The sequence below is a fragment of the Nostoc sp. genome, assembly GCF_036917555.1.
Taxonomy (GTDB): domain Bacteria; phylum Cyanobacteriota; class Cyanobacteriia; order Cyanobacteriales; family Nostocaceae; genus Nostoc.
In genome coordinates this window covers 16,529-37,306 of record NZ_JBALDD010000043.1, presented here as the reverse complement: position 1 = coordinate 37,306, position 20,778 = coordinate 16,529, and the positions used below count along the sequence as shown (strand labels likewise).

Here is a 20,778-nt window from a genome sequence, read left to right as displayed (position 1 = left end):
GGCTAAAGCCCTCATTACGAACTAATCTCAAGATTTCTTACATTACTTAATCTACTTCGATTTATTCTCACCTACTTACTTCCGTGGTTTTGGCATAGGACGCATTGCTTCACGACCTAAGATAAACATTCCCGTGACACCTAAACTGACAAACCAAATATATTGATACCAATATTGCCGAATCTGTACAACTGTACTGATTTTTGGATGCAATGTATTTAAGTATAGCAGCAGCAGCAATATCATCAGTGCTCCAAAACCAACTAAGCTCAAGCCTACAAGAATTCGTGCAGGACGCAGTTCAAAATCACTAATAGTATTTAGGTCAATTTCTGCCAGTTCTTTAAAGGAGTCATCTGCCAAAGATGAGGTTGCTTGGAATCTATTGCTCAGTTTTGGTGGCAAAATCAGCGACAGTTTCGCTACAGTTGGGTGACGAAGCAAAGCCTCAGTATCTCGCAGCAGTTCCAACGGCTTACGGGTAGTAGTTGGTTGAGCAAACTCTATGTTGTCTGTAGGAGTTGAGGCATTAGCTTTGCTTTCAAAATCCATAGTATACTTCGGAAAAACCAGGATATACATAGCCTAGCGAATCAAAAGACAAATGCGTGAAAATAATTCGTAATTTGTAATTAATTGATTTTTGGTAAAAAATATATTCTTTACTCAAAGTAAGTGAATTTAGGCGTTGGATAATTACAAATTACTCGTCCATCTCTTTTAATGTAGCTAATGCCGATGGAGATAAACGACTGAGATAGCGGAATATCCAGTATTTAAAGATAGTGTTTAAAATCACAGGAAATGTCGCAATAAATAAAAAGATTACATTTCTACTGGTTGGTAGACCTAAATGTTCTGCCAATCCCGCCAGAAGGACTTCCCACCCATCTGGTGAGTGAAATCCGACAAATATATCTGTAAACAGAATAATTAAAAAAGCCTTGGCACTATCGCTGAGACCAGAGACAATCGTATCCATAAAAGACTTAAGAATCACAATTTCTCTTTTGCTCATGGCGACAACTAGACTAAAAGAAAAGAGTGATATTAAATCAGCTAAAGCATTACTAATACTACTATTACTTTTTCTGCTAAATTCTTCAGAGATTTCAATTGCTTTACTTTTTATTTTTTCTTGTGTTAGCTCTGAAGAAAGTGGTGGTGCTTGATTAATAAAATATTCAAATCTCAATTCTTCTTGAAAATTATGTAATTCATGGAGAGCTTCTTTTTCCATGTCAGAATTGATGAATATTTTAGTTATATTATCTCCTCTAACTCTTTCTAGTATTGGAGTTACTAAAAATTCTTTAGATAAATATTGAGTTAAAAGCGGTACAATAATGATAACTATTAAAAATCGCAGGGCAATTATTGTTCTACCTTTAGAAATGCGATAATTCCTGACAAACTCTTCTTCTGTCTGCGGTGCAAAATCTACTTGAATTTTATTAATTCTTCTGCCAATAGAACTCTTAGGCAGTCCAGTTTTTTGAGGAGCGTTAACTTGAGGATCATTTATATTAGATGAATTTAGCTGTTTTTTTATTTCCTTATTATTAATGTTTAAAGGCTGATAAGTTGACCCTAATGGAGTATTGTTAATTAGTTCATCTTTGATAGCATACTTCTCTACTACTTCATCAATAACCTTCAATTTTTCTAATAAAACAGAATTAGAGATATTGACAATTCCCCGACTAAGCTGGAATTCCGCAAGCCTAATTTTAATAATAGTTAGGTTCTTATTAAGATATACTTGCCAATAAGACATTACATTTTCAGTATATTTTACTGATTGTAAAGATATTTTTTTCTGATCAAAATGTTCGTTCTCAATGTTTTTAATTCTCTGAGCTGCTTGGTAAGCTTCTAAAAGTGCCCTTTCTGGTGTATCTGAAAACCAACGGTAAAGCGATCGCAAATATTTTTGGAAATTTTGGCGGAGTAATTCTGCTGTTCTGGTAAGTGAGTTTTTCATTACATATATGACTTTTAGATAATGTGTATTATAGTTATATAATCATAAAAAATGGGTAATAACAGCTAAATAGTTAGTCCAATCAAGATTCAGGTAATACTCCCTGATGCGATGTCTACGATGGGCTACGCCTACGCTAGCAATTTTATATTACCTGTAAACTCAGATGGATCAGCATAAATTGACACTGGTTATTTATATTGGCAGTTTATCCATTACACTGTCATCATTGACACCATCTGTCAGTGTTTGTGCTTTATCCAAAAGCCTTGATTGTAACATTTCATAATCGAGGCAAATCTTCCACTATGCAGAGTTTATCACTGTTAAAGGGAATAGGAAGTAAAGATGTTGCTTTCTCATTGCCCTTATCCCTCTATTCACTACTCCCCACTCCCTAGTTTTAAATTATGAGTTTGAGTCTATGCATGATTGTGAAAAACGAAGCAGCAACATTGCCTAAATGCCTGAGCAGTGTGAGAAAAGTAGTGGATGAAATGATAGTCTTGGATACAGGCTCAATCGATCGCACTCCCAATATTGCCCAACAGCTCGGTGCAAAAGTCTATCATTTTAAATGGTGTAATGACTTCAGTGCTGCCCGCAATGCAGCTCTCAAATATGTCACTAGTGATTGGATTTTGGTATTAGATGCTGATGAAACTCTGACTCCAGCAATTGTACCGCAGTTACGAGAGGCGATCGCAACAGATGAATACCTGCTCATCAACCTCGTCCGCCAGGAAGTTGGTGCAGAACAATCCCCGTATTCTCTGGTATCTAGGCTATTCCGCAATCATCCAGACATTCATTTTGACCGTCCTTACCATGCCTTGGTAGATGATAGTGTGTCAGAAATTTTAACCAGAGAACCTCACTGGCAAGTAGGTTATTTACCAGGGGTGGCACTTGTACACACAGGATATCAAAAAAGTGCGATCGCTCAAAATAACAAATATGCCAAAGCCGCTACGGCGATGGAAGGGTTTCTCGCAACTCATCCCAATGATCCCTATGTTTGCAGTAAATTAGGGGCATTGTATGTACAAACTGGGAAAATTTCTCAAGGTATGAATTTACTAAGACGAGGAATCACCGTTGCTGAAGACAACTACGATATTTTATATGAACTCCACTATCATTTAGGAATAGCTTACAATCGGTTGCAAAAATCCCCACAGGCGATTTCTCACTATCAAGCTGCCATCAAATTGCCAATTTATCCCATGCTTAAACTAGGAGCATACAACAACTTGGGTAACTTACTCAAAGCAGCAGGAGATTTCAACGGTGCGAAAACTGCTTATGCCACAGCTTTGAAAATTGACCCTACTTTTGTTTTTGGACATTATAATTTGGCGATGACATTTAAGGCTTTGGGTTTATTTACAGATGCGATCGTATATTATCAACATGCAATCACCTTAAATCCCAACTATGCCGAAGCATATCAAAATTTGGGGGTAGTGTTGCTGAAAATTGGCAATCATCAAGATAGTTTAACAGCTTTTAAAAAAGCGATCGCCCTTCACGAAAGGTATAATCCCGAAGAGGCGAAGAGACTACGCCAAGGGTTGCAGGAGATGGAGTTGATGTAGGGCATTGGGCATTGGGCATGGAGGATAATGACAAATGACATTAGGATATTAGTATCAATATTTTAGAGGTTTCGATGAGCCAAACCATTGATGAACAGATACGCTGGACAAGTGCAGACTTAGAGTTATTGCCAGATAACGGTAATCGCTACGAAATTATCGATGGGGAATTATTTGTGACTAGGGCACCGCATTGGGGACATCAAAAAGCTACTGGTAATATTTATGGAGAATTAAGAACTTGGTCACTCTCAACAGGTCTTGGTGAGGCTGTCCCAACACCAGGAATTATTTTTAGTGATGCAGATAACGTTATTCCTGATGTGGTTTGGGTAAGTAAAGAACGCCTTGCGATTTTACTTGACCAGGAAGGACATTTAACGGGAGCGCCGGAACTGGTTGTAGAAGTACTTTCCCCTGGAGTCCAAAACGAGCGACGCGATTGCGAAATCAAGCTAAAATTATATGCTTCTAGAGGAGTTCAAGAATATTGGATTTTGAACTGGCAATTACAACAAGTTGAAGTGTATCGCCGAGAAAAAGCAGTTCTGAAATTAGTAGCAACATTATTCGCAACAGATGACCTCTCTTCACCTCTGTTACCAAATTTTATTTGCAGCGTGGCACGATTATTCGTGTGAATGCGCGGAACTTTGAGCTTAGAACTTGGAACTTCGAGCTTGGAAGTTGGAACTTCGAGCTTAGAACTCGGAACTTTGAGCTTGGAAGTTGGAACTTCGAGCTTAGAACTCGGAACTTTGAGCTTGGAAGTCGGAACTTTGAGCTCATACCAATTTGAAAAAAGAATACGACAGATGGTAAAAGTAAGAGAAGTCGCATTCAAGGTAATGTAATGGCAGGGGTAATGCATATCGACATCAAAGAAAGCCCAGAGGAACTGGAGATGTATTTGCGCCAACAAAAAAATGCTCGAATCAAAGAGCGTGTGCAAGCACTATATCTGATTAAAGTTCAACACCTGGACATTTGCGCGATCGCCAAAATATTGGGCAAACATCGAAGTACAGTACAACGATGGTTAGCGGATTACCGTCGCGAGGGGATTAATGCAGTTGTTGAGTTTAAGACAAGCACAGGTCGGACAAAAGTGATACCAAATTGGGCGGTTGAAAGTATTAAAAAACAACTAGAACAGCCTGATGGAGGATTTCAAAGGTACACACAAATTCAGCAGTGGCTAGACACAGTTTTAGGAGTGCAAGCGGAGTATGCAACTGTACATTATTCGACACGTTACAGACTGAAAGTGAAATTGAAAGTACCCCGCCCTTGCAACATAAAACAGGACGAGCAAAAACTAGAAGCTTTTAAAAAAACCTTGGCGACGACTTAGAACTGATTACTCAATATGCTGCCATCATGTTACCAAATTACAAAAATCTTCGTTACTTCGTGCAAGACGAAAGTCGATTTGGATTTAAAACAATCGAAGGACGAAGAATTACATTAAAAGGTGTTAAGCCAATTGGTGAGTTAGAGTGGCAGTTTAAAGCATTTTGGTTATACGGTGCAGTAGAGCCACTTACAGGTGATAGTTTCTTTTGGCAGTTTTCCCACGTCGATAGTGAATGTTATCAGCAATTCTTAAACGAGTTCGCAGCCTGTCATCGCGACACCCTCAATATTCTTCAAGTAGACAACGGTTTATTTCATAAAGCCAAAAAGTTACAAATTCCAGAAAATATCATCTTATTGTTCCAACCCCCTTATTCCCCTGAACTTAATCCAATTGAACGAGTTTGGCAATATCTTAAACAAGATTTGAAATGGGAGCTATTTGAGAACTTAGACAATTTGCGAGCTAAGGTTGCCCAACTGTTAGTTCAACTTACCCCAGAAATTGTTGCTTCCCTTACTGGCTATGACTATATTTTGGGCGTTGCTGATTTCATGTATGAAAATGATTGTGCATGATATCAAAATCCCTGTAGAGACGTTGCATTGCAACGTTTCTACATCTGAGTTCATACTGCAATTCAGCAACGCCCAATTTTGAGTCTCCAATTCCTGTTAACACTTTAGTATAAACGCCATTGCGGATATGCGGACAAGCGTTAACACCAAGGCAGAGATAGAATGCCGACATGAGGATGAGATTAAGGCTATAGTGATCGCCTTTGACAAGTTTATGCGGGAAAAATATTCCACACTGGAATCGCTCCGAACCCACATGACACCGTACAACAAAGTTATCAAAGCCATGCCCTTAGTCGCTAGCGAGAACGCCTACTACTATGAAAAGCACAATGGCGAATTATTCATCTTCTGTCACTCTCCGAAAACATTTGCCATTTCTCAATTCTAGAGCTTTTGTATAGCAAGCGATGTCTACGACGGGCTACGCCTACGCACGATTATTTTCTAATCACAAATACAACGCCCATTTTTTTCTAATAGGATAGCTTGTATTGATTGCCTGATAAGGCTTCTAGCGATCGCCCTACCGGAAAGTGACAGAAGAGGGATATGAGATCCAAAAAATCCCTCTGGTAGAAGCAAATTAAAGAAATTTGTATTTTTGCAGTTTTGTACAATTGTGTAAAAGTTATTGTAGTGCGCGAAAGTGATCGCACTGGAAACTATTAAATTCCAGCTTTTACACGCTGTCCTGTAAAAGTAAAAGTTCCTATTACCGGGACATCATCTACGAGCGGATTTGCATTTATATCAAAGGTACGAAGTTTCCCTTCTACCTCGACTGTCCCAGTTTTCGGGTCAAAAATTGCACGAAGATCGCTTCTGGAAATGCCCGCAGGTAATGTCGCTGTTTGAAATCTGAAATTGAATGCCGTAACAGTAATCTCTCTGTCTCCAATACATTTCCAACTGCCCTGTACGTTACTAAGGGGTTGGAGTGACGGAACACCGCTTTGGATCGAGCTACTGGCAAAATAGTTGCCATCTTGGGTGAAAGTTATAATTGTACGAAAAGAACCGAACTCACTAGAAGAGTTTGTAGCGAGGTACGTGCCTGTCACATTTTTGCTACAATCCGTTGTAGGTCGAGCTTCTACTTTATGCACATTCACAAAGAAAGTAGTTGTGAGTCCCGAAAGTACACAAATCGTAAATGTGACAAAAGCATTACGAGTTTTCATTTCAAAATTTCCACTTATATATATAAATACCAAAAAAACATCATAATACTAAATGGTATAAGCTAATCGCTTTCGCTCGGTTTTGCGTCGTTTTCGGCTTGTTTTCTAAGTCTTTCGTTCGCATGAATGTAAAACTGCTGTATGTGTTTGCGTCGATGTGCTGCCGTCCCTACACGCCTAATTCCTTTTACCATCTTTCGTCCCTACCAGTTAGGCGATTCGGGATTCATCTCAGATATCGACAATTGTTTAGCTGTTAGAGGATGTTTGAAAAGTTATCAGAGGTAGAATTTTATGCCAATCGTCTCACCATAATTCGGATCATCGCAATGTAAATAAACGTTTCGGCAGTTTCAGGGAGTAGCTCGTAGTCTTTGTTTAACCGCCGACACCAAGTCAGCAATCCGAAAGTTCGCTACACCACCCAGCGTTTAGGTAGCAAAACAAGTGTTTGAGAATATATCAAAAAAGATTTGAAATGGGAACTGTTTGAGAATTTAGATAATTTGCGATCTCAGGTGGCCCAATTGTTAGCTCAACTTACCCCAGAAATTATCGCTTCCCTGACTGGCTATGACTATATTTTGAATGCCCTATCTGTCGCAAACATTTTTTGAATTGGTATTAGAACTTGGAACTTCGAGCTTAGAACTCGGAACTTTGAGCTTGGAAGTTGGAACTTCGAGCTTAAAACTCAGAACTTTAAGCTTGGAACAGAAAACATAAAGCTGAGAACCCTGAACATCAGGTTAAAAGACTTGCAATTAAAAAAATGTCCAGTAGCGTAATGCATAATCTTACATATTGTGGTGCTTAGAGACAAATTGCCATAAAGTTTCTTCGTAAGCCTGTATTATTTTGTATAACCACTCGACAATAACATTTATTCTTTATGTTATTTATAAGGCAATTCTTGTTTCCTCAATTGTCGATAGGGGTTGCAAAAGCCTTTGCCATAGCAACCTTGACTACATTTACTACTACTGCGACCATCAATCAGCCTAGTTATGCTAGCGACATAAATTTCTTGGGAATTCGTCTAACCGATGCTCCCAAAGTTACAACACTCACGGCTGAAGACTTCTTTAATCAGGGTTTGGATAAGCAAAAGAAAGGAGATTTGCAAGGAGCAGTTGCAGCTTATACTGAAGCAATTCGCCTCAATCCTAACTTTGCCAAAGCTTACAGCCACCGGGGTATTGTCCGCGATGATTTGGGAGATAAAAAGGGGGCAATCGAAGATTACAACCAAGCTTTGCGGATTAATCCTAACTATGCCGAAGCTTACGCTAATCGGGGTATTGTCCACGATGATTTGGGAGATAAAAAGGGGGCAATCGAAGATTACAACCAAGCTTTGCGGATTAATCCCAACGATGCCGAAGCTTACGGTAGTCGAGGTATTACCCACGCTAATTTGGGAGATAAAAAGGGGGCAATCGAAGATTTCAACCAAGTTTTGCGGATTAATCCCAACTTTGCCGAAGCTTACGGTAATCGGGGTATTGTCCGCGCTGATTTGGGAGATAAAAAGGGGGCAATCGAAGATTACAACCAAGTTTTGCGGATTAATCCCAACGATGCCAAAGCTTACAGCCACCGGGGTATTGTCCGCGCCCAATTGGGAGATAATAAGGGGGCAATCGAAGATTACAACCAAGCTTTGCGGATTAATCTCAACTATGCCGAAGCTTACGGTAATCGGGCTATTGCCCGCGCCCAATTGGGAGATAACAAGGGGGCAATCGAAGATTTCAACCAAGTTTTGCGGATTAATCCCAACGATGCCCAAGCTTACTATAACCGGGGTGTTGTCCGCGCTAAATTGGGAGATCAAAAGGCGGCAATCGAAGATTACAACCAAGCTTTGCAGATTAATCCCAACTATGCACAAGCTTACAACAACCGGGGTGGTGTCCGCGCTGATTTGGGAGATCAAAAGGCGGCAATCGAAGATTACAACCAAGCTTTGCGAATTAATCCCAACTTAGCTGAAGCTTACTACAACCGATGTATTACCCGCGCTAAATTGGGAGATCACAAGGGGGCAATTACTGACTTGCAGCAAGCCGCTGATATCTTTAAACAACAAGGAAAAATAGAGGACTACCAAAAAGTGTTGGAAATCATCAACCAAGTTCAGAAGTAGATACTTGAGGCGTTGCATCTATGCGGGATGATTTTGATGATTTTCTGACACCTGCTTAGCTCGACTTTATCCATTTAGCCTTGCATCAAAATTCCTACTAAAATCTGCATCAAGATTTCCAAATCAGTTGGCACCCGATACAACATTAAATCTTGACTCACTTTTTGTGCTTGGCGATCAAAACTACCAAACTGCCAAATATCCCCAGTAGTCACAGCACCATACAAGATTGGCTCATCTGATTCTACCCACGTATCCAAGGCAATCAACTCCGTCGCTAACTGGGTAAATCCCCCGTGTTAAATCTGCCTGTTTTGCTTCAACCACTAAGACATTGTGTTTTGACTGAAGATAGTAGTCTAAGTCACCTCTGAGGTACTGGTTAACTTCGATAGGGTACTCAATATTAACTATTGCTTTTGTGATATGGGCTACTTCTAATAAAATGGGTGCGATTAGTACCTCTCGTCTAGCCGCTTTACTAGTTAGATTAACACGAGCGATCGCTTCTTCTAGCCGTTGTTTTAAGTCTGGTAAGCGAGTCAGTAATTCGGAAGCAGCGATAGGTAAATTGATTCTTGTTTTAGTTAAGGTTACTCCTAATTCCCGCAAAATATCGGCGGGAGCAAATTTCATTTGGAAATAGCTGCCGAATGTATAGAATTCATTTGGTTTAAGTATCGGGGAACGCTGACGTTCAGTCATGATAAGATTCCGGTACAAATTTTGATTCAACCATATACTTTGATGCAAAATTCAGCTTGATAGTGCTGGAATTAATTGATATTTTAGAACTCGGAACTTCAAGCTCTGAACTTGGAACTTCAAGCTCTGAACTCGGAACTTCAAGCTTGGAACTCGGAACTTCAGGTTTAAAAATGAAATCCACCCGTTCTGAGTCGAAAAGGTGGAGTTAAGAAGTTGGAGAGTTGGGAAATTCTCCTCACAAATGACAAATACTTCGGCTTACCTCGGCTTCGCTCGGCACAAGTCGCTCAGTACAAATGACAACTGACAACTGACAACCAACTAAATACGCGACTTGACAAATTTCTCTAATCTATCCATTCCCTTTTCAATCGTCGCCATATCTGTGGCGTAGGAAAGGCGAATGTTGTCATCAGCGCCAAAAGCAATTCCGGGAATGACTGCAACTTGATATTTTTCCAGCAAAGCGTCACAAAATTCTAGGGATTTTAGACCGGTTTTGCTGATATCAGGGAACAGATAAAAAGCGCCATCAGGTTTTGCGGTACTCAATCCGGGAATGGCGTTGAGTCTGTCTAACATTACCTGTCGGCGTTTGGCGAAAGCTTGGCGCATTTCTTCGACACAATCTTGAGAACTTTGTAGGGCCGCGATCGCACCATATTGGGCAAAGGTACACACGTTAGATGTACTATGCCCTTGAATGGTACTCGCTGCTTTAATGATTTCCACGGGCCCCGCTAAATAACCGATACGCCACCCAGTCATGGAATAAGCCTTCGCAAACCCATTACTAATCAAAGTGCGGTCAAAAATTTCCTTCCCTAGAGAACCGATGCTGATATGTTCTGCACCGTCGTAGAGAATTTTTTCGTAAATCTCATCAGAGACAACAAAGATATCTGCATCAACTACTACCTGCGCCAGTGCTTTGATTTCATCTGGCGTGTAAACCATCCCTGTGGGATTAGATGGGGAGTTGAGGATAAATAACTTCGTCTTCGGCGTGATTGCTTTACGGAGTTGTTCGGGAGTAATTTTATAACCCGTCGTTGCATCTGTAGGGACAATTACTGGAACCCCACCGACCAAAGTTACCATTTCGGGATAACTTAGCCAGTAGGGTGCAGGGATAATTACCTCATCACCTGCATCGATCAATGCCACGATTAAGTTGTACAGAGAATGCTTTCCGCCATTGGTGACAATCACATTCTCTGACTTGTAATCAAGACTGTTGTCAATTTTAAGCTTGTGGGCGATCGCTTCCCTTAACTTTGGTTCTCCGGCTGCTGCACCATACTTGGTTTTGCCTTCTTCCAAAGCTTTTACTGCTGCGGCTTTAATATGCGCCGGGGTATCAAAATCTGGTTCTCCAGCGCTAAAACTACAAACATCTATTCCTTCCACCTTCAGTGCCTTAGCCTTGGCTGCGATCGCTAAGGTTAATGAAGGTGTTACCTGACTTACTCTTGCTGCCAGCTTCATTCTTACTATTTTTGGCAAATCTTTCACTTATCTAAGGATATCCCAGAATCCCTACCAAGATTTGCTTTTTTTGAATTCGTTGGGGATTGGGGATCGGGAACTGGGGAATGAGGAGATGAGAAGACCTCTTGCAAAAGTCCCTAACACCCCTCCCCGATGCTTTGGGGAGGGGAGCGTTTACGTCAGCAAATGCGGGGTGCAGTTCTTTATTTTTGATTTATGTAAGAGGTCTAGGGAGCAGGGGAGAGTAACTAATGACTAATGACTTTGCGAAGCGGTTTGATATTGACTCTTAAGAATGTATCGTATATAACTTTATTTTTAGTGGAAACCAACTGTTTTTATGCAGATTAAGAAACTTTTAATTGCATCTTCTCTGCTGATTACTGGTATTTTTATACCTAATGCTGCCATTGCTCAAAATCGCGGTACTCCGGGTAAATTTGATTTTTATGTACTGACACTCTCTTGGTCGCCAGATTATTGTGCAAAAAATGGTACCAGTGACCCACAGCAGTGCGGTTCTGGAAGGAAACTTGATTTTGTACTACATGGTTTGTGGCCGCAATACCAAACTGGTTATCCTGCTAATTGTTCCACACAAAAATTACCGTCGGAAGTAAAACGACGGTTTCCTAATTTGTTTCCTAGCGCGAAACTTCCCGATCATGAATGGGAAAAACATGGTACTTGTTCGGGGAAAACTCCTGCAGAATACTTGGCATTGAGTAAAAAGTTAAAAGATGCGATCGCTATTCCCGCAGCTTATAATCGTCCCAATAAACCCGTGCGTATCACAATTACAAATTTTAAAAATTCATTTGTGAGTGCGAATAATCAAATTACTGCTGATGGTGTAGCACCTTTTTGTTCAGGTTCAGGAAGATTTTTGCAAGAAGTCTTCTTTTGTTATTCCAAAAACGGCGAACCTGGTATTTGTAGTGCCGAGATTTTGAAGCGATCGCAAAAAAGTTGTGGTCAGCCAGATTTTCTACTGAGAAACGTTAGATAACAACAAGCGAGTGCTACCAAATAAGGTATGCATTGGGCATGGAAAAAGGCAGAGGGGAAAAACTTGCTGTAATTTTCCCCTTGCTCCCCCATTCTTTGCAAATATGATTTGAAATTTCTTAATTTATTATTTACTGTTTCTTATTTATTTCTTAACCTATCTATTGTAATCTTCAATTGTAATTAGAACCATTTTTAATTTCGAGATAGCAAATGTAATCAGAGAGTATGTTCAGGAAAAGGTTGTATTTATAACCATAACTTTTTGTGTAGCTCGCTGAATTGCAATAACTTCAGGTTTTTTCCCAGTTTTAATAGTTTTTTGCAATACAAATTATTTTTGTCAGGCTGCATTCTTGTCTCTTACTAGGAGTGCTAAATGGAATACTTATTTCTAGCATTGGCGCTGAGTCTAGCACTCGGCTTCGAGTTTGTCAACGGTTTTCATGATACTGCAAATGCAGTTGCCACAGTCATTTACACTAACACCTTGAAGCCAAATATTGCCGTTATTTGGTCAGGCTGTTGGAACCTAATTGGTGTGCTGACATCAACTGGAGCCGTTGCTTTTGGTATTATTGCCCTGCTTCCCGTTGAATTGGTACTCAATGTTGGCTCAAGTGCAGGCTTCGCAATGGTCTTTGCACTTTTGATTTCGGCGATCATGTGGAACTTGGGAACCTGGTACTTGGGCTTACCTGCATCCAGTTCACACACATTGATTGGCTCGATCATGGGTGTTGGTTTAGCAAATTCAATGTTATCTTCAGGTCATGTCTTTGGCGAGGGTGTGAATTGGTCAAAGGCGCAGGAAGTTTTCACATCGCTACTGGTTTCGCCAATTGTTGGATTTACCTGCGCTGCACTGCTGTTAATCCTAGCGAAGATACTGATCAAAAGACCAGAGTTGTACCGTGCGCCAGATCATGGTAAAGCACCACCACCTTGGATACGTGCTTTGTTAATCTTGACATGTACTGGTGTCAGCTTTGCCCACGGTTCAAATGATGGTCAAAAAGGTATGGGTCTGATTATGCTCATCTTAGTGGGCATTCTTCCGGGGATGTTTGCACTGAATATAGATACCAATGCAGGAGCGATTGCTCAGTTGGCCGCTACGTCCAACTCTGTGATTTCAGTGCTGCAACAACCAGTACCTGGAACATTCTTAAACAACCAAAACGTCACAGATGAGCTTTCCGACTTCCTCAAGCCAAGTAACGAAGCCACCGAAAAAACATTACCAGCCCTTGCTGTAGAGAGCCGTACGATCGGAGATAAGCTTGCTGGTAAGACTAGTTTCAAGCAGCTTTCAAAGGATGAGCTTGGCTCATTACGAACCGATATGTATCTAGTAGCTGGAACAATTGTAAAGTTGGACAAACAAAAAAAATTAACCAATGCCAAACAAGAAGAGGTGCTTACCAGTTATAAAACGCAGTTGGATAAAGTAACTAAATTCATTCCCAATTGGGTTAAATTTGCTGTTGCCATTGCACTGGGTCTTGGCACAATGATTGGTTGGAAGCGCATCGTAGTGACAGTAGGTGAAAAGATTGGCAAAGACCACCTTACCTACGCTCAAGGAGCTTCCGCCGAGTTAGTAGCTATGACAACCATTGGTGCTGCAGATTACTTCGGTCTACCAGTCAGCACCACTCACGTGCTGTCATCTGGTGTAGCGGGTACAATGGCGGCGAACCATTCGGGTTTGCAAATGGACACCTTAAGAAATCTGTTGCTAGCCTGGGTGCTAACACTGCCAGTTTGCGTACTGCTTGGTTCTGCTACATACGCAGGGGGTTTGTACATAGTCTTAAATATTCTCGGTTTGAAGTAGGACAAGGGGGGATTGGGCATTAGGAAGAGACAAGGAAGACAACGAAGAGGGGGAGACAAGAGAGAGACTTGTAATAATTCCCCCTTGTCCCCTACTTCCCCTGCTCCCTCATCTCCCTACTCACTAAGCTATCGTCACATCTGGCGACAAGTAAACATCCTGAATGGTATGAAACAGTTTTACACCTTCCTCAAAGGGACGTTGGAAGGTTTTTCGCCCAGAAATTAATCCAGAACCACCAGCGCGTTTGTTGATTACGGCGGTGCGTATTGCTTCGGCGAAATCACTTTTACCAGTCGCGCCACCAGAATTAATCAACCCCACACGCCCAGAGTAGCAATTCAGTACTTGGTAACGAGTTAAATCAATTGGGTGATCGGTTGTCAACTCTGTGTAAACCCGCTCATCGGTTTTGCCGTAACTCTTACCACTGGCTTTGGCAACAGCACCGTAACCATTGTTATTTTCGGGTAACTTTTGTTTAATGATGTCGGCTTCAATCGTCACACCCAAATGATTCGCCTGTCCGGTGAGGTCAGCCGCAAGGTGGTAATCTTTGTCTTGTTTAAAAGCGTTATTCCGCAGATAACACCAGAGTATAGTCACTAAACCGAGTTCATGGGCGCGTTTAAAAGCTTTGCTGATTTCTTGAATTTGCCTGGTAGACTGCTCTGAGCCAAAGTAAATTGTCGCACCTACGGCAGCGGCCCCTAAATTCCAAGCTTGTTCGACATCAGCAAACAATACCTGGTCAAATTGGTTGGGAAAAGTCAGCAATTCGTTGTGATTAATTTTAGCAATAAAGGGAATTTTGTGGGCATATTTGCGCGAAACTATACCTAATGTCCCCAAAGTGGTAGCAACAGCATTGCAATCTGCGGCGATCGCTAGCTTGATAATATTTTCTGGATCGAAGTAAATCGGGTTGGGCGCAAAAGACGCACCAGCTGAGTGTTCAATCCCTTGGTCTACTGGTAAAATCGAGAGATAGCCTGTGTTTGCCAGACGACCAGTAGAATAAAGTAACTGGAGATTACGCAATACTTGAGGATTGCGATCGCTGTTAAGCCAGATTCGATCTACAAAGTCTGGGCCCGGCAAATGTATTAAATCACGAGAAACTTTTGCTTTGTGGGTAAGTAGGTCTTCTGCCTCTTTACCTAGGAATGACTCAATAGAATTAGCCTCTTTGAGCGTTGTAGTCATAATATTATCCTCAAAGTTTGAGCAAATGACCTTGCCTTTAAGATAGCATTTCTAATATTGCTAACTTGGTTGTACGGAGATTATTGATATGTCTTCTTTCTGAAGATATAGCAATCTTATTGTATAAGTGAAAATCAAAAGGCTTAGATTCCCTACATACTTTTAAGAAGTCGGGAATCTTGTTGTGAATGATTAAGTAGGGCTATACTACCGGAAGTATTCAATCAACTTTCGGAATTGATGTTTTCAAATCAATTATCAACTTCAAACAGTACAATCATACTATATTGGGTTCATAGCTGAAAATTGAAAACCCATCTTCCCCCGATTGGGGTAATAATTTTGAACAGAATAAATACAATTTTATGAGTAAGTTTCAAATAGATATCGACTTCAGCAATATAGATTTAGCTTCTCTTGAGACAGAAGAAGATTTTCAACGAGAAGCAAAAATGTTACTCCCAAAGGCACTGGTCAAACTAGGTGAAAGTGTGGGTGAAAAGACTTGGGAAGAATTACAGCAAAAGCTGCAAGGAACTGGAGGTAAACTAAAATCTTCTCCCAGCGAGAAACGTAGGTTTATTCAAGAAACTGGAAGAACTTATCAACGAAATGCTAGTAACAGAGAAAAACAAGAACTAGAAGACTATATAGTAGAGCAATTACGTCAGCACAAATAGTATTTGTCATCAGTTAACTTATCAGACATGATTCAAATAAACCAGCGGCGAATCAACTCCACCTGGAAGCCATAGCCGTCGTCAACTTCTTCAATTAACTCACGTTGCAACAGCAATTTGAGTGTAATATCAGCATCAGGAAACTGTTGCAATAAAGTTTGGCGGCTAACTATAGCCCCTTCCCCTTGAGCGGCGATAAAACGTAGAATAGCTTGTCCAGTAGCGTCTACTTGATTGTTTTGAATATCAGCAAAGAAAAAGCCACCACTTTGCAAAGCTTCTGATATCGCGGCTTCCACATCCGCTAAAGTTGCCAATCGCCGGATAGACGGGTCTTGTTCGTTCTTAAGGACAATAATTTCTGCACAGAGTAGTTGTACTAAGAATGGGTGACAACGGGTGACTTGTAGCACTCGCTCAACAGCGTTGGGTTCATAGCGGAGGGTAAAATCTTTGACGGGACGTTCAATTAATTGTCGTGCTTCCGCTTCTTTGAGGTACGAGATACGCACTACTTGAACATTAATCAGATAACTAGCCCAGCGCTGATATTCTTCGATAGTATGAGAGCCAGCCAGTAACACCTTGAAGCGGGGACGATGTTGGATGAGGTTACGCAGCATTCCCAAAACATCCTGTTCATCAAAGCGACCTTTAGATATGGCGTTGTCTAGCACCTCGAATTCGTCTAGTGCTAGTAAAGCAGTATTTTGTTCTAGAGCCTGTTCTACTTTATCTAGCCATTCATAGAAATAAGTGAAAGGGTCAGATTTTAGCACTTCGCGGGCTAGGGACGGTAGAGTTAAACCTTGCTTTTTTGCTGACTTCTCCATATCTTTAGCCAGGTTGTAGAGAAAACCTGCATGGTCACTTGCTGATGAAGGTGCGCCTTGCAAGTCTACAAACATGGGGATGATGTTACTAGGTAGTAACTTTCCGATGTTATTGAGGAGAGAAGTTTTACCCATGCGTCGCTGACCGTATAGTAGCAGAGGTGGACGACGGCGATCACGCAGTAATTGCTCGATACGTAAGCCGATGCTGGTGCGTCCGGTGAAAATTTCTAGTTGCTCGTTGAGTGGTACGCCAATAATGTAGGGATTATCAATTTCTTGGCGGAGTTCTGTGATTTTAACCAGTTCTTCTATATGATTCGTAATTATTTGAAACCAACTTTCAGCTATAGGATAAAAAAGAGGGGCATATTTGTTGCTACTACGGGTGATTTCTTGCAACTCTGGCTTTAAACGCTTTGCGACATCACTAAGTATTTTGCGTTGATTGTAAATGCTTGTCTGCTTGAGGGCAGCATCAACATTCTTACTGATTTTAAGGAAAATATTTATCAGGTCTCTAACAGGGCTTTCTAGTTGATCAGATGTCAGACTGCGATGAACTTGGCGGATGGCTTCGACAGTAGTACAACGTTTTAATCTTTGTATATCTAATTTAATTTGTGCAGATTGAATAGCCCAACGCTGGGGACTGATATTTAAATATTCTAAAGCGGCTTTGCCTTCAACTGGGTTATTTTCGAGGACGAAAAGCAGATATTCATCTAAACCAGGTAAATGTAAACGCTGCCACTCGTCCCAGAAAGCCGAGTGATAACGCAATAAACAAGGGCTTCTGGCGTTACGTCTTTTGTCTAATACATAGAGTAGATAATTCCATGCTGTGATAAATGGCAAGAATACAATAGGTCGCCATGAGTTAATAGTAATTCCTACGCTGACCGCAAAGCCAACCGCCTCGTGTACTCCTAAGCCGACCGCGACCGCAACCGCCAAGCCGACCGCCGCCAAGCCGACCACTATCCCAACCGCCAAGCGGACCACTGCCAAGCCGACCGCTACCCCAATCGCCAAGCCGACCGCCAAGCCGACTACCTCCACGCTTCCTGTGTCTAAGCGGACTGTCAAGCCTCCCACCGCCAAACCGACCGCCAAGCCTCCCATTGCCAAACAGACTGCCAAGCCGACTACCAAGCCAACTACCAAGCCGACCACCACGCGTACCGCCAAGCCAACCGCCACGCGTACTGCCACGCTTCCCACCGCCAAACCGACCACCACGCCAACCGCCACGCCAGCCCCGAAGTTTACCATGCCGACCACCACGCCAACCGCAACGCCAACCGCTTGGTGTACCGCCACACCTCCCGCCACGTCTCTTTTCACAGGTACAATCACGCTTCCCGCCACGCCAAGCACCCAGCCGAACTCCACACCAAACACAACGCCTCCGATCAAACCAACCGCCAAGCCAACCGCCACGCGTACCACCAAGTCTCCCGCCACGCGTACCACCAAGTCTCCCGCCACGCCTCCCGCCATGCGTACCGCCATGCGTACCGCCATGCGTACCGCCACACCGACTGCTACACCGACTGCTACGCCGAATGCCAGGTGAAAAGCTATACTTGCGATTGGTTCACCCCATATCCACAGCGCCAAGCACAAGAGTAAGTTAGCTAAGATAGGTAAGATAAGATATCCCTGAATTATCAGTCGGATAAAGGAAATTAGAAACTTACCTGTGTCTAATGTTGTGTCAATACGCTTGAGCTGGTTACGCCATGCTGAAGGACGAAAGACAAGCCAGAAAAGTAATTGCAGGCTACCAAGTATTATGTTGGGGTGCTGTTGAGGTGCATCGGTGTAGGCGTTGGGGGGTAGTTGTGGTGAAGTCAACGTTTTTGCACTCCTATTTGATACTCAGCTTTGCTAAATCAGGATATTAAAGAGCTTCACGTAAAAGCGCAAAGACGTAAAGAACAATCCATAGGTTAATTCAGCAACGCCAACTTTTCTTTCACTTTTTGAGAGTTTACACCCCAGGATATGCCAGAATTTTGGCGTCAACAGTTAGTAACGGGCAATCGTTAATTCTGGCAGTGGCTACAATGATTTGGTCAGATCGATCTCGGTGAAAACCAGTGAGTTTGGTTGATTCAACGATAATTGGAATTGTCAGTTCGAGTAGCTGCACTCCTGGATAAGCTAAAGCTGCTGTTATCCACTCGTCAACTGAAATTGAAAAAGCAAGTTTGCGATTCTCAACCAGTTTGGCAATTTCCCAACAAGAAATAATGCTGACTCCTAGCCCTTGAGATTGATATTCTGCAATCCAATCTCGATATTCCTGGTTTAGTCGTTCACTATTATCTACCCACCAAATCCAAATATGGGTATCTAAAATTATCATTGCAAGACTTCCCAATCCTCTATAGGTACAGCAGGCTCAAAGGGATCTTCATAGTGAATAACTGTTCCCCGTAAAGGATAAGGATTAGATTCTGAAGGTTGGGGAAAACGTTCTAAAACAATGATTTCTACTGCTTCCCCTGCCTGAAACGGTAAATCCTCAAGAATCAAGGTTCCGTTTTTAGTTAACTTTGTTTCAATTCGGTGTGCTTTCATGATTACTCTGCTAGTTATGAATCTAATAAATGAGCAAATGATTTCATTTGTCGTAAACCTTCCTCACGCCAATTATCAGCAGTCTCTCCTTCTTCTAAATTAGATAATCTTTCTGTACACAGAATTTGTAATAACAGTGGCCAGCAGTAACTTTGTGTCAAAATCCACTCTACATCTTCATCAGTGAAGGGAATGGGCGAACTTGCTATCAATTCTCGCGCATCTTTCTCAGTCAATGCTCCCAGATATGCGGTGTAGCCGAAAATATTGAAAAAGGGTGAACTGTGTCCTGTATTGTGCGCTAGTTCAATTGGTGATTTGGGGGTAGCTAAGACAAACGCTAGATTCCCGCTTGTGTGGTTAGTCATCAAAGACCGCAAACTCTCCCAAAAGCCATCATCTAATTCTGGACAGCGTTGCAAGCCAACGCCAATCTCATCCAATAAAATGACTGTGGGAGAATGCAAATTATCGCTGACTACATTCATGAAACGATCTAAATCGCAAGGTGTAGGCACTTGCATCTTCAGTGATTCTAGGATGTACTTTAGTAGTCCTTCTCGGCTTTGCATTCGTGCGTCTTGTAAGTCTACAAAAATCCAACAGTAATTTTCTGGATGCGGTAGCCAGTCAGATTTTTGAGCAGGACGCAGTTGTTCTGCTGGGGTGGTGGTGATATTTTTTAAGTAGTGCAACAAGGATGTTTTACCGCTACGCTTTTTACCGATAATGGCGGCGTTTTGTAGGGGATGGCGTTTGAGTAAGTTGAAGAGGCGTTTTAATTCTTTCTCTCGTCCAAAAAAATAACGCGGCTGGGTGATGGATGCGCCAGTGATGAAGGGTGATGCTTCCCCGTTAGTTGGCTGGGGTTTATTTGGTTGAGTTTCTGGTTCTTTGTATGCAATGTCTCGCCACTCTAACCCCAGTTTTTTGCTAAGTTCTACAAAATTTAGATAGTCAACAGGTTTACCAGTGAGAAAGCTTTTGATTGTGGAGAGAGAAAATCCTATATCAGTAGCCAAAGACTGCTGGCTGGGATAGCCGTTACGCTGAGGTGCTGACTTAACTTTTTCAATATACTCTGGGGCTACTCGGAGCGATCGCGCCATCATTCCTCATTGAGAAACTGCTGTGAGTATATCAGGTTTTTATACTAGCTAAATAGCCTTGCTGTTGAGCGATAACGTCTTGCACCCTAGAAATTATAGTCATCCTGAAGTTAACTGAATAATCAACTAAAACTCGTCTAATCAGTAGCTACTTCTTAACTCAGTTCTCACACCGCACCAAACTTTAATGATGAATATAAGAGATTAGGGCTTTAAAAATGAAACGAGTACTGGGAGTTTTGCAAATTAGTTTATTACTTTGCGGGGTGATGATGTTTGGTACAGTAACTTACGCTGCGATTAATATGGTGAATGGTCAATACCAAGTTGAAATAGCGCTCAATACTAAGGGACTCATCATTAAGTCAGATATTGACAAAAGACAATGCAAAACAGTAGAAGATATTGCCCAAAAGCAAGAAAGCACAAATTCCAACCAGAAAACGATTAAATAAGAGTAAAAA

At 41.7% G+C, this 20,778-nt stretch carries 22 protein-coding genes and 1 pseudogene; 11 read left to right on the top strand and 12 right to left on the bottom strand.

Going from position 1 to position 20,778, the window contains the following annotated elements; genetic code table 11:
* Positions 1-75: 75 nt before the first annotated feature.
* Together V7K60_RS17175 and V7K60_RS17170 are read right to left on the bottom strand one after the other, a co-directional pair.
* A complete protein-coding gene (locus tag V7K60_RS17175) occupies positions 76-552 on the bottom strand; it encodes a hypothetical protein (protein WP_334927059.1) in 477 nt (158 codons plus the stop codon).
* A 151-nt stretch (positions 553-703) separates the two neighbouring features.
* The gene (locus tag V7K60_RS17170; RefSeq protein WP_334927058.1) at positions 704-1,984 is read right to left on the bottom strand and encodes a proton extrusion protein PcxA; all 1,281 of its coding nucleotides are present in this window, start codon (positions 1,982-1,984) and stop codon (positions 704-706) included.
* A 410-nt stretch (positions 1,985-2,394) separates the two neighbouring features.
* Between V7K60_RS17170 and V7K60_RS17165 the strand changes: the two genes are divergently transcribed.
* The 5 genes from V7K60_RS17165 (at position 2,395) to V7K60_RS17145 (ending at position 5,908) form a co-directional block, all read left to right on the top strand.
* On the top strand, positions 2,395-3,582 hold the full coding sequence (locus V7K60_RS17165) for a tetratricopeptide repeat protein (RefSeq protein WP_334927057.1): 1,188 nt from the start codon (positions 2,395-2,397) through the stop codon (positions 3,580-3,582).
* Between the two features lie 74 nt (positions 3,583-3,656).
* Positions 3,657-4,223 carry a Uma2 family endonuclease gene (locus tag V7K60_RS17160; protein WP_334927056.1) on the top strand — a complete coding sequence of 189 codons (567 nt, stop codon included), beginning with the start codon at positions 3,657-3,659 and terminating at the stop codon, positions 4,221-4,223.
* Positions 4,224-4,435: 212 nt separating this feature from the next.
* A complete protein-coding gene (locus tag V7K60_RS17155) occupies positions 4,436-4,936 on the top strand; it encodes a helix-turn-helix domain-containing protein (RefSeq protein WP_334927055.1) in 501 nt (166 codons plus the stop codon).
* Positions 4,937-4,962: 26 nt separating this feature from the next.
* Positions 4,963-5,517, top strand: coding sequence for an IS630 family transposase (locus tag V7K60_RS17150; protein ID WP_334927054.1), 555 nt, complete (start codon positions 4,963-4,965; stop codon positions 5,515-5,517).
* A 127-nt stretch (positions 5,518-5,644) separates the two neighbouring features.
* Positions 5,645-5,908, top strand: coding sequence for a hypothetical protein (locus tag V7K60_RS17145; RefSeq protein WP_334927053.1), 264 nt, complete (start codon positions 5,645-5,647; stop codon positions 5,906-5,908).
* A 277-nt stretch (positions 5,909-6,185) separates the two neighbouring features.
* Here V7K60_RS17145 and V7K60_RS17140 read toward each other — a convergent pair whose 3' ends face one another.
* Positions 6,186-6,701 (bottom strand): hypothetical protein, encoded by a 516-nt coding sequence (locus V7K60_RS17140; protein ID WP_334927052.1) that lies wholly within the window; start codon positions 6,699-6,701, stop codon positions 6,186-6,188.
* A 292-nt stretch (positions 6,702-6,993) separates the two neighbouring features.
* A pseudogene (locus V7K60_RS17135) lies at positions 6,994-7,143 on the bottom strand (transposase); the annotation flags it as partial.
* 31 nt (positions 7,144-7,174) lie between these two features.
* On the opposite strand from V7K60_RS17135, the gene V7K60_RS17130 reads away from it, so the two are divergent.
* Together V7K60_RS17130 and V7K60_RS17125 are read left to right on the top strand one after the other, a co-directional pair.
* Positions 7,175-7,318 carry a hypothetical protein gene (locus V7K60_RS17130; protein ID WP_334927051.1) on the top strand — a complete coding sequence of 48 codons (144 nt, stop codon included), beginning with the start codon at positions 7,175-7,177 and terminating at the stop codon, positions 7,316-7,318.
* Positions 7,319-7,665: 347 nt separating this feature from the next.
* Positions 7,666-8,850, top strand: coding sequence for a tetratricopeptide repeat protein (locus V7K60_RS17125; protein WP_334927050.1), 1,185 nt, complete (start codon positions 7,666-7,668; stop codon positions 8,848-8,850).
* Between the two features lie 74 nt (positions 8,851-8,924).
* Here the strand turns inward: V7K60_RS17125 and V7K60_RS35300 are convergent, their stop codons facing one another.
* The 3 genes from V7K60_RS35300 to V7K60_RS17115 all read right to left on the bottom strand — a co-directional run bounded on the left by V7K60_RS35300 (position 8,925) and on the right by V7K60_RS17115 (position 11,046).
* The gene (locus tag V7K60_RS35300; RefSeq protein ID WP_442944415.1) at positions 8,925-9,110 is read right to left on the bottom strand and encodes a hypothetical protein; all 186 of its coding nucleotides are present in this window, start codon (positions 9,108-9,110) and stop codon (positions 8,925-8,927) included.
* A complete protein-coding gene (locus V7K60_RS17120) occupies positions 9,085-9,555 on the bottom strand; it encodes a hypothetical protein (RefSeq protein ID WP_442944414.1) in 471 nt (156 codons plus the stop codon). The genes V7K60_RS35300 and V7K60_RS17120 overlap by 26 nt, the downstream gene beginning before the upstream one ends.
* A 324-nt stretch (positions 9,556-9,879) precedes the next feature.
* Positions 9,880-11,046 carry a pyridoxal phosphate-dependent aminotransferase gene (locus V7K60_RS17115; protein WP_334927049.1) on the bottom strand — a complete coding sequence of 389 codons (1,167 nt, stop codon included), beginning with the start codon at positions 11,044-11,046 and terminating at the stop codon, positions 9,880-9,882.
* Positions 11,047-11,389: 343 nt separating this feature from the next.
* On the opposite strand from V7K60_RS17115, the gene V7K60_RS17110 reads away from it, so the two are divergent.
* A complete protein-coding gene (locus V7K60_RS17110) occupies positions 11,390-12,058 on the top strand; it encodes a ribonuclease T2 family protein (protein WP_334927048.1) in 669 nt (222 codons plus the stop codon).
* Positions 12,059-12,436: 378 nt separating this feature from the next.
* A complete protein-coding gene (locus V7K60_RS17105; protein ID WP_334927047.1) occupies positions 12,437-13,897 on the top strand; it encodes an inorganic phosphate transporter in 1,461 nt (486 codons plus the stop codon).
* 123 nt (positions 13,898-14,020) lie between these two features.
* Here the strand turns inward: V7K60_RS17105 and V7K60_RS17100 are convergent, their stop codons facing one another.
* A complete protein-coding gene (locus tag V7K60_RS17100; protein WP_334927046.1) occupies positions 14,021-15,103 on the bottom strand; it encodes a class I fructose-bisphosphate aldolase in 1,083 nt (360 codons plus the stop codon).
* A gap of 365 nt (positions 15,104-15,468) precedes the next feature.
* Here V7K60_RS17100 and V7K60_RS17095 point away from each other — a divergent pair, with 365 nt between their 5' ends.
* Complete coding sequence (locus V7K60_RS17095; protein ID WP_322691125.1) at positions 15,469-15,783, top strand: hypothetical protein; 315 nt, start codon at positions 15,469-15,471, stop codon at positions 15,781-15,783.
* A 32-nt stretch (positions 15,784-15,815) separates the two neighbouring features.
* Here the strand turns inward: V7K60_RS17095 and V7K60_RS17090 are convergent, their stop codons facing one another.
* The 4 genes from V7K60_RS17090 to V7K60_RS17075 all read right to left on the bottom strand — a co-directional run bounded on the left by V7K60_RS17090 (position 15,816) and on the right by V7K60_RS17075 (position 20,317).
* Complete coding sequence (locus tag V7K60_RS17090; RefSeq protein WP_334927045.1) at positions 15,816-18,476, bottom strand: nSTAND1 domain-containing NTPase; 2,661 nt, start codon at positions 18,474-18,476, stop codon at positions 15,816-15,818.
* 136 nt (positions 18,477-18,612) lie between these two features.
* Positions 18,613-18,990 (bottom strand): type II toxin-antitoxin system VapC family toxin, encoded by a 378-nt coding sequence (locus tag V7K60_RS17085; RefSeq protein WP_334927044.1) that lies wholly within the window; start codon positions 18,988-18,990, stop codon positions 18,613-18,615.
* Positions 18,987-19,205: a hypothetical protein gene (locus V7K60_RS17080; protein ID WP_334927043.1), complete on the bottom strand. Its 219-nt coding sequence runs from the start codon at positions 19,203-19,205 to the stop codon at positions 18,987-18,989. Before V7K60_RS17080 ends, V7K60_RS17085 begins: the two co-directional genes overlap by 4 nt.
* A gap of 14 nt (positions 19,206-19,219) precedes the next feature.
* Entirely contained in the window at positions 19,220-20,317 is a 1,098-nt protein-coding gene (locus V7K60_RS17075) for an ATP-binding protein (protein WP_334927042.1), read from the bottom strand.
* A gap of 215 nt (positions 20,318-20,532) precedes the next feature.
* Between V7K60_RS17075 and V7K60_RS17070 the strand changes: the two genes are divergently transcribed.
* Positions 20,533-20,769: a hypothetical protein gene (locus tag V7K60_RS17070; RefSeq protein WP_334927041.1), complete on the top strand. Its 237-nt coding sequence runs from the start codon at positions 20,533-20,535 to the stop codon at positions 20,767-20,769.
* Positions 20,770-20,778 lie beyond the last annotated feature (9 nt).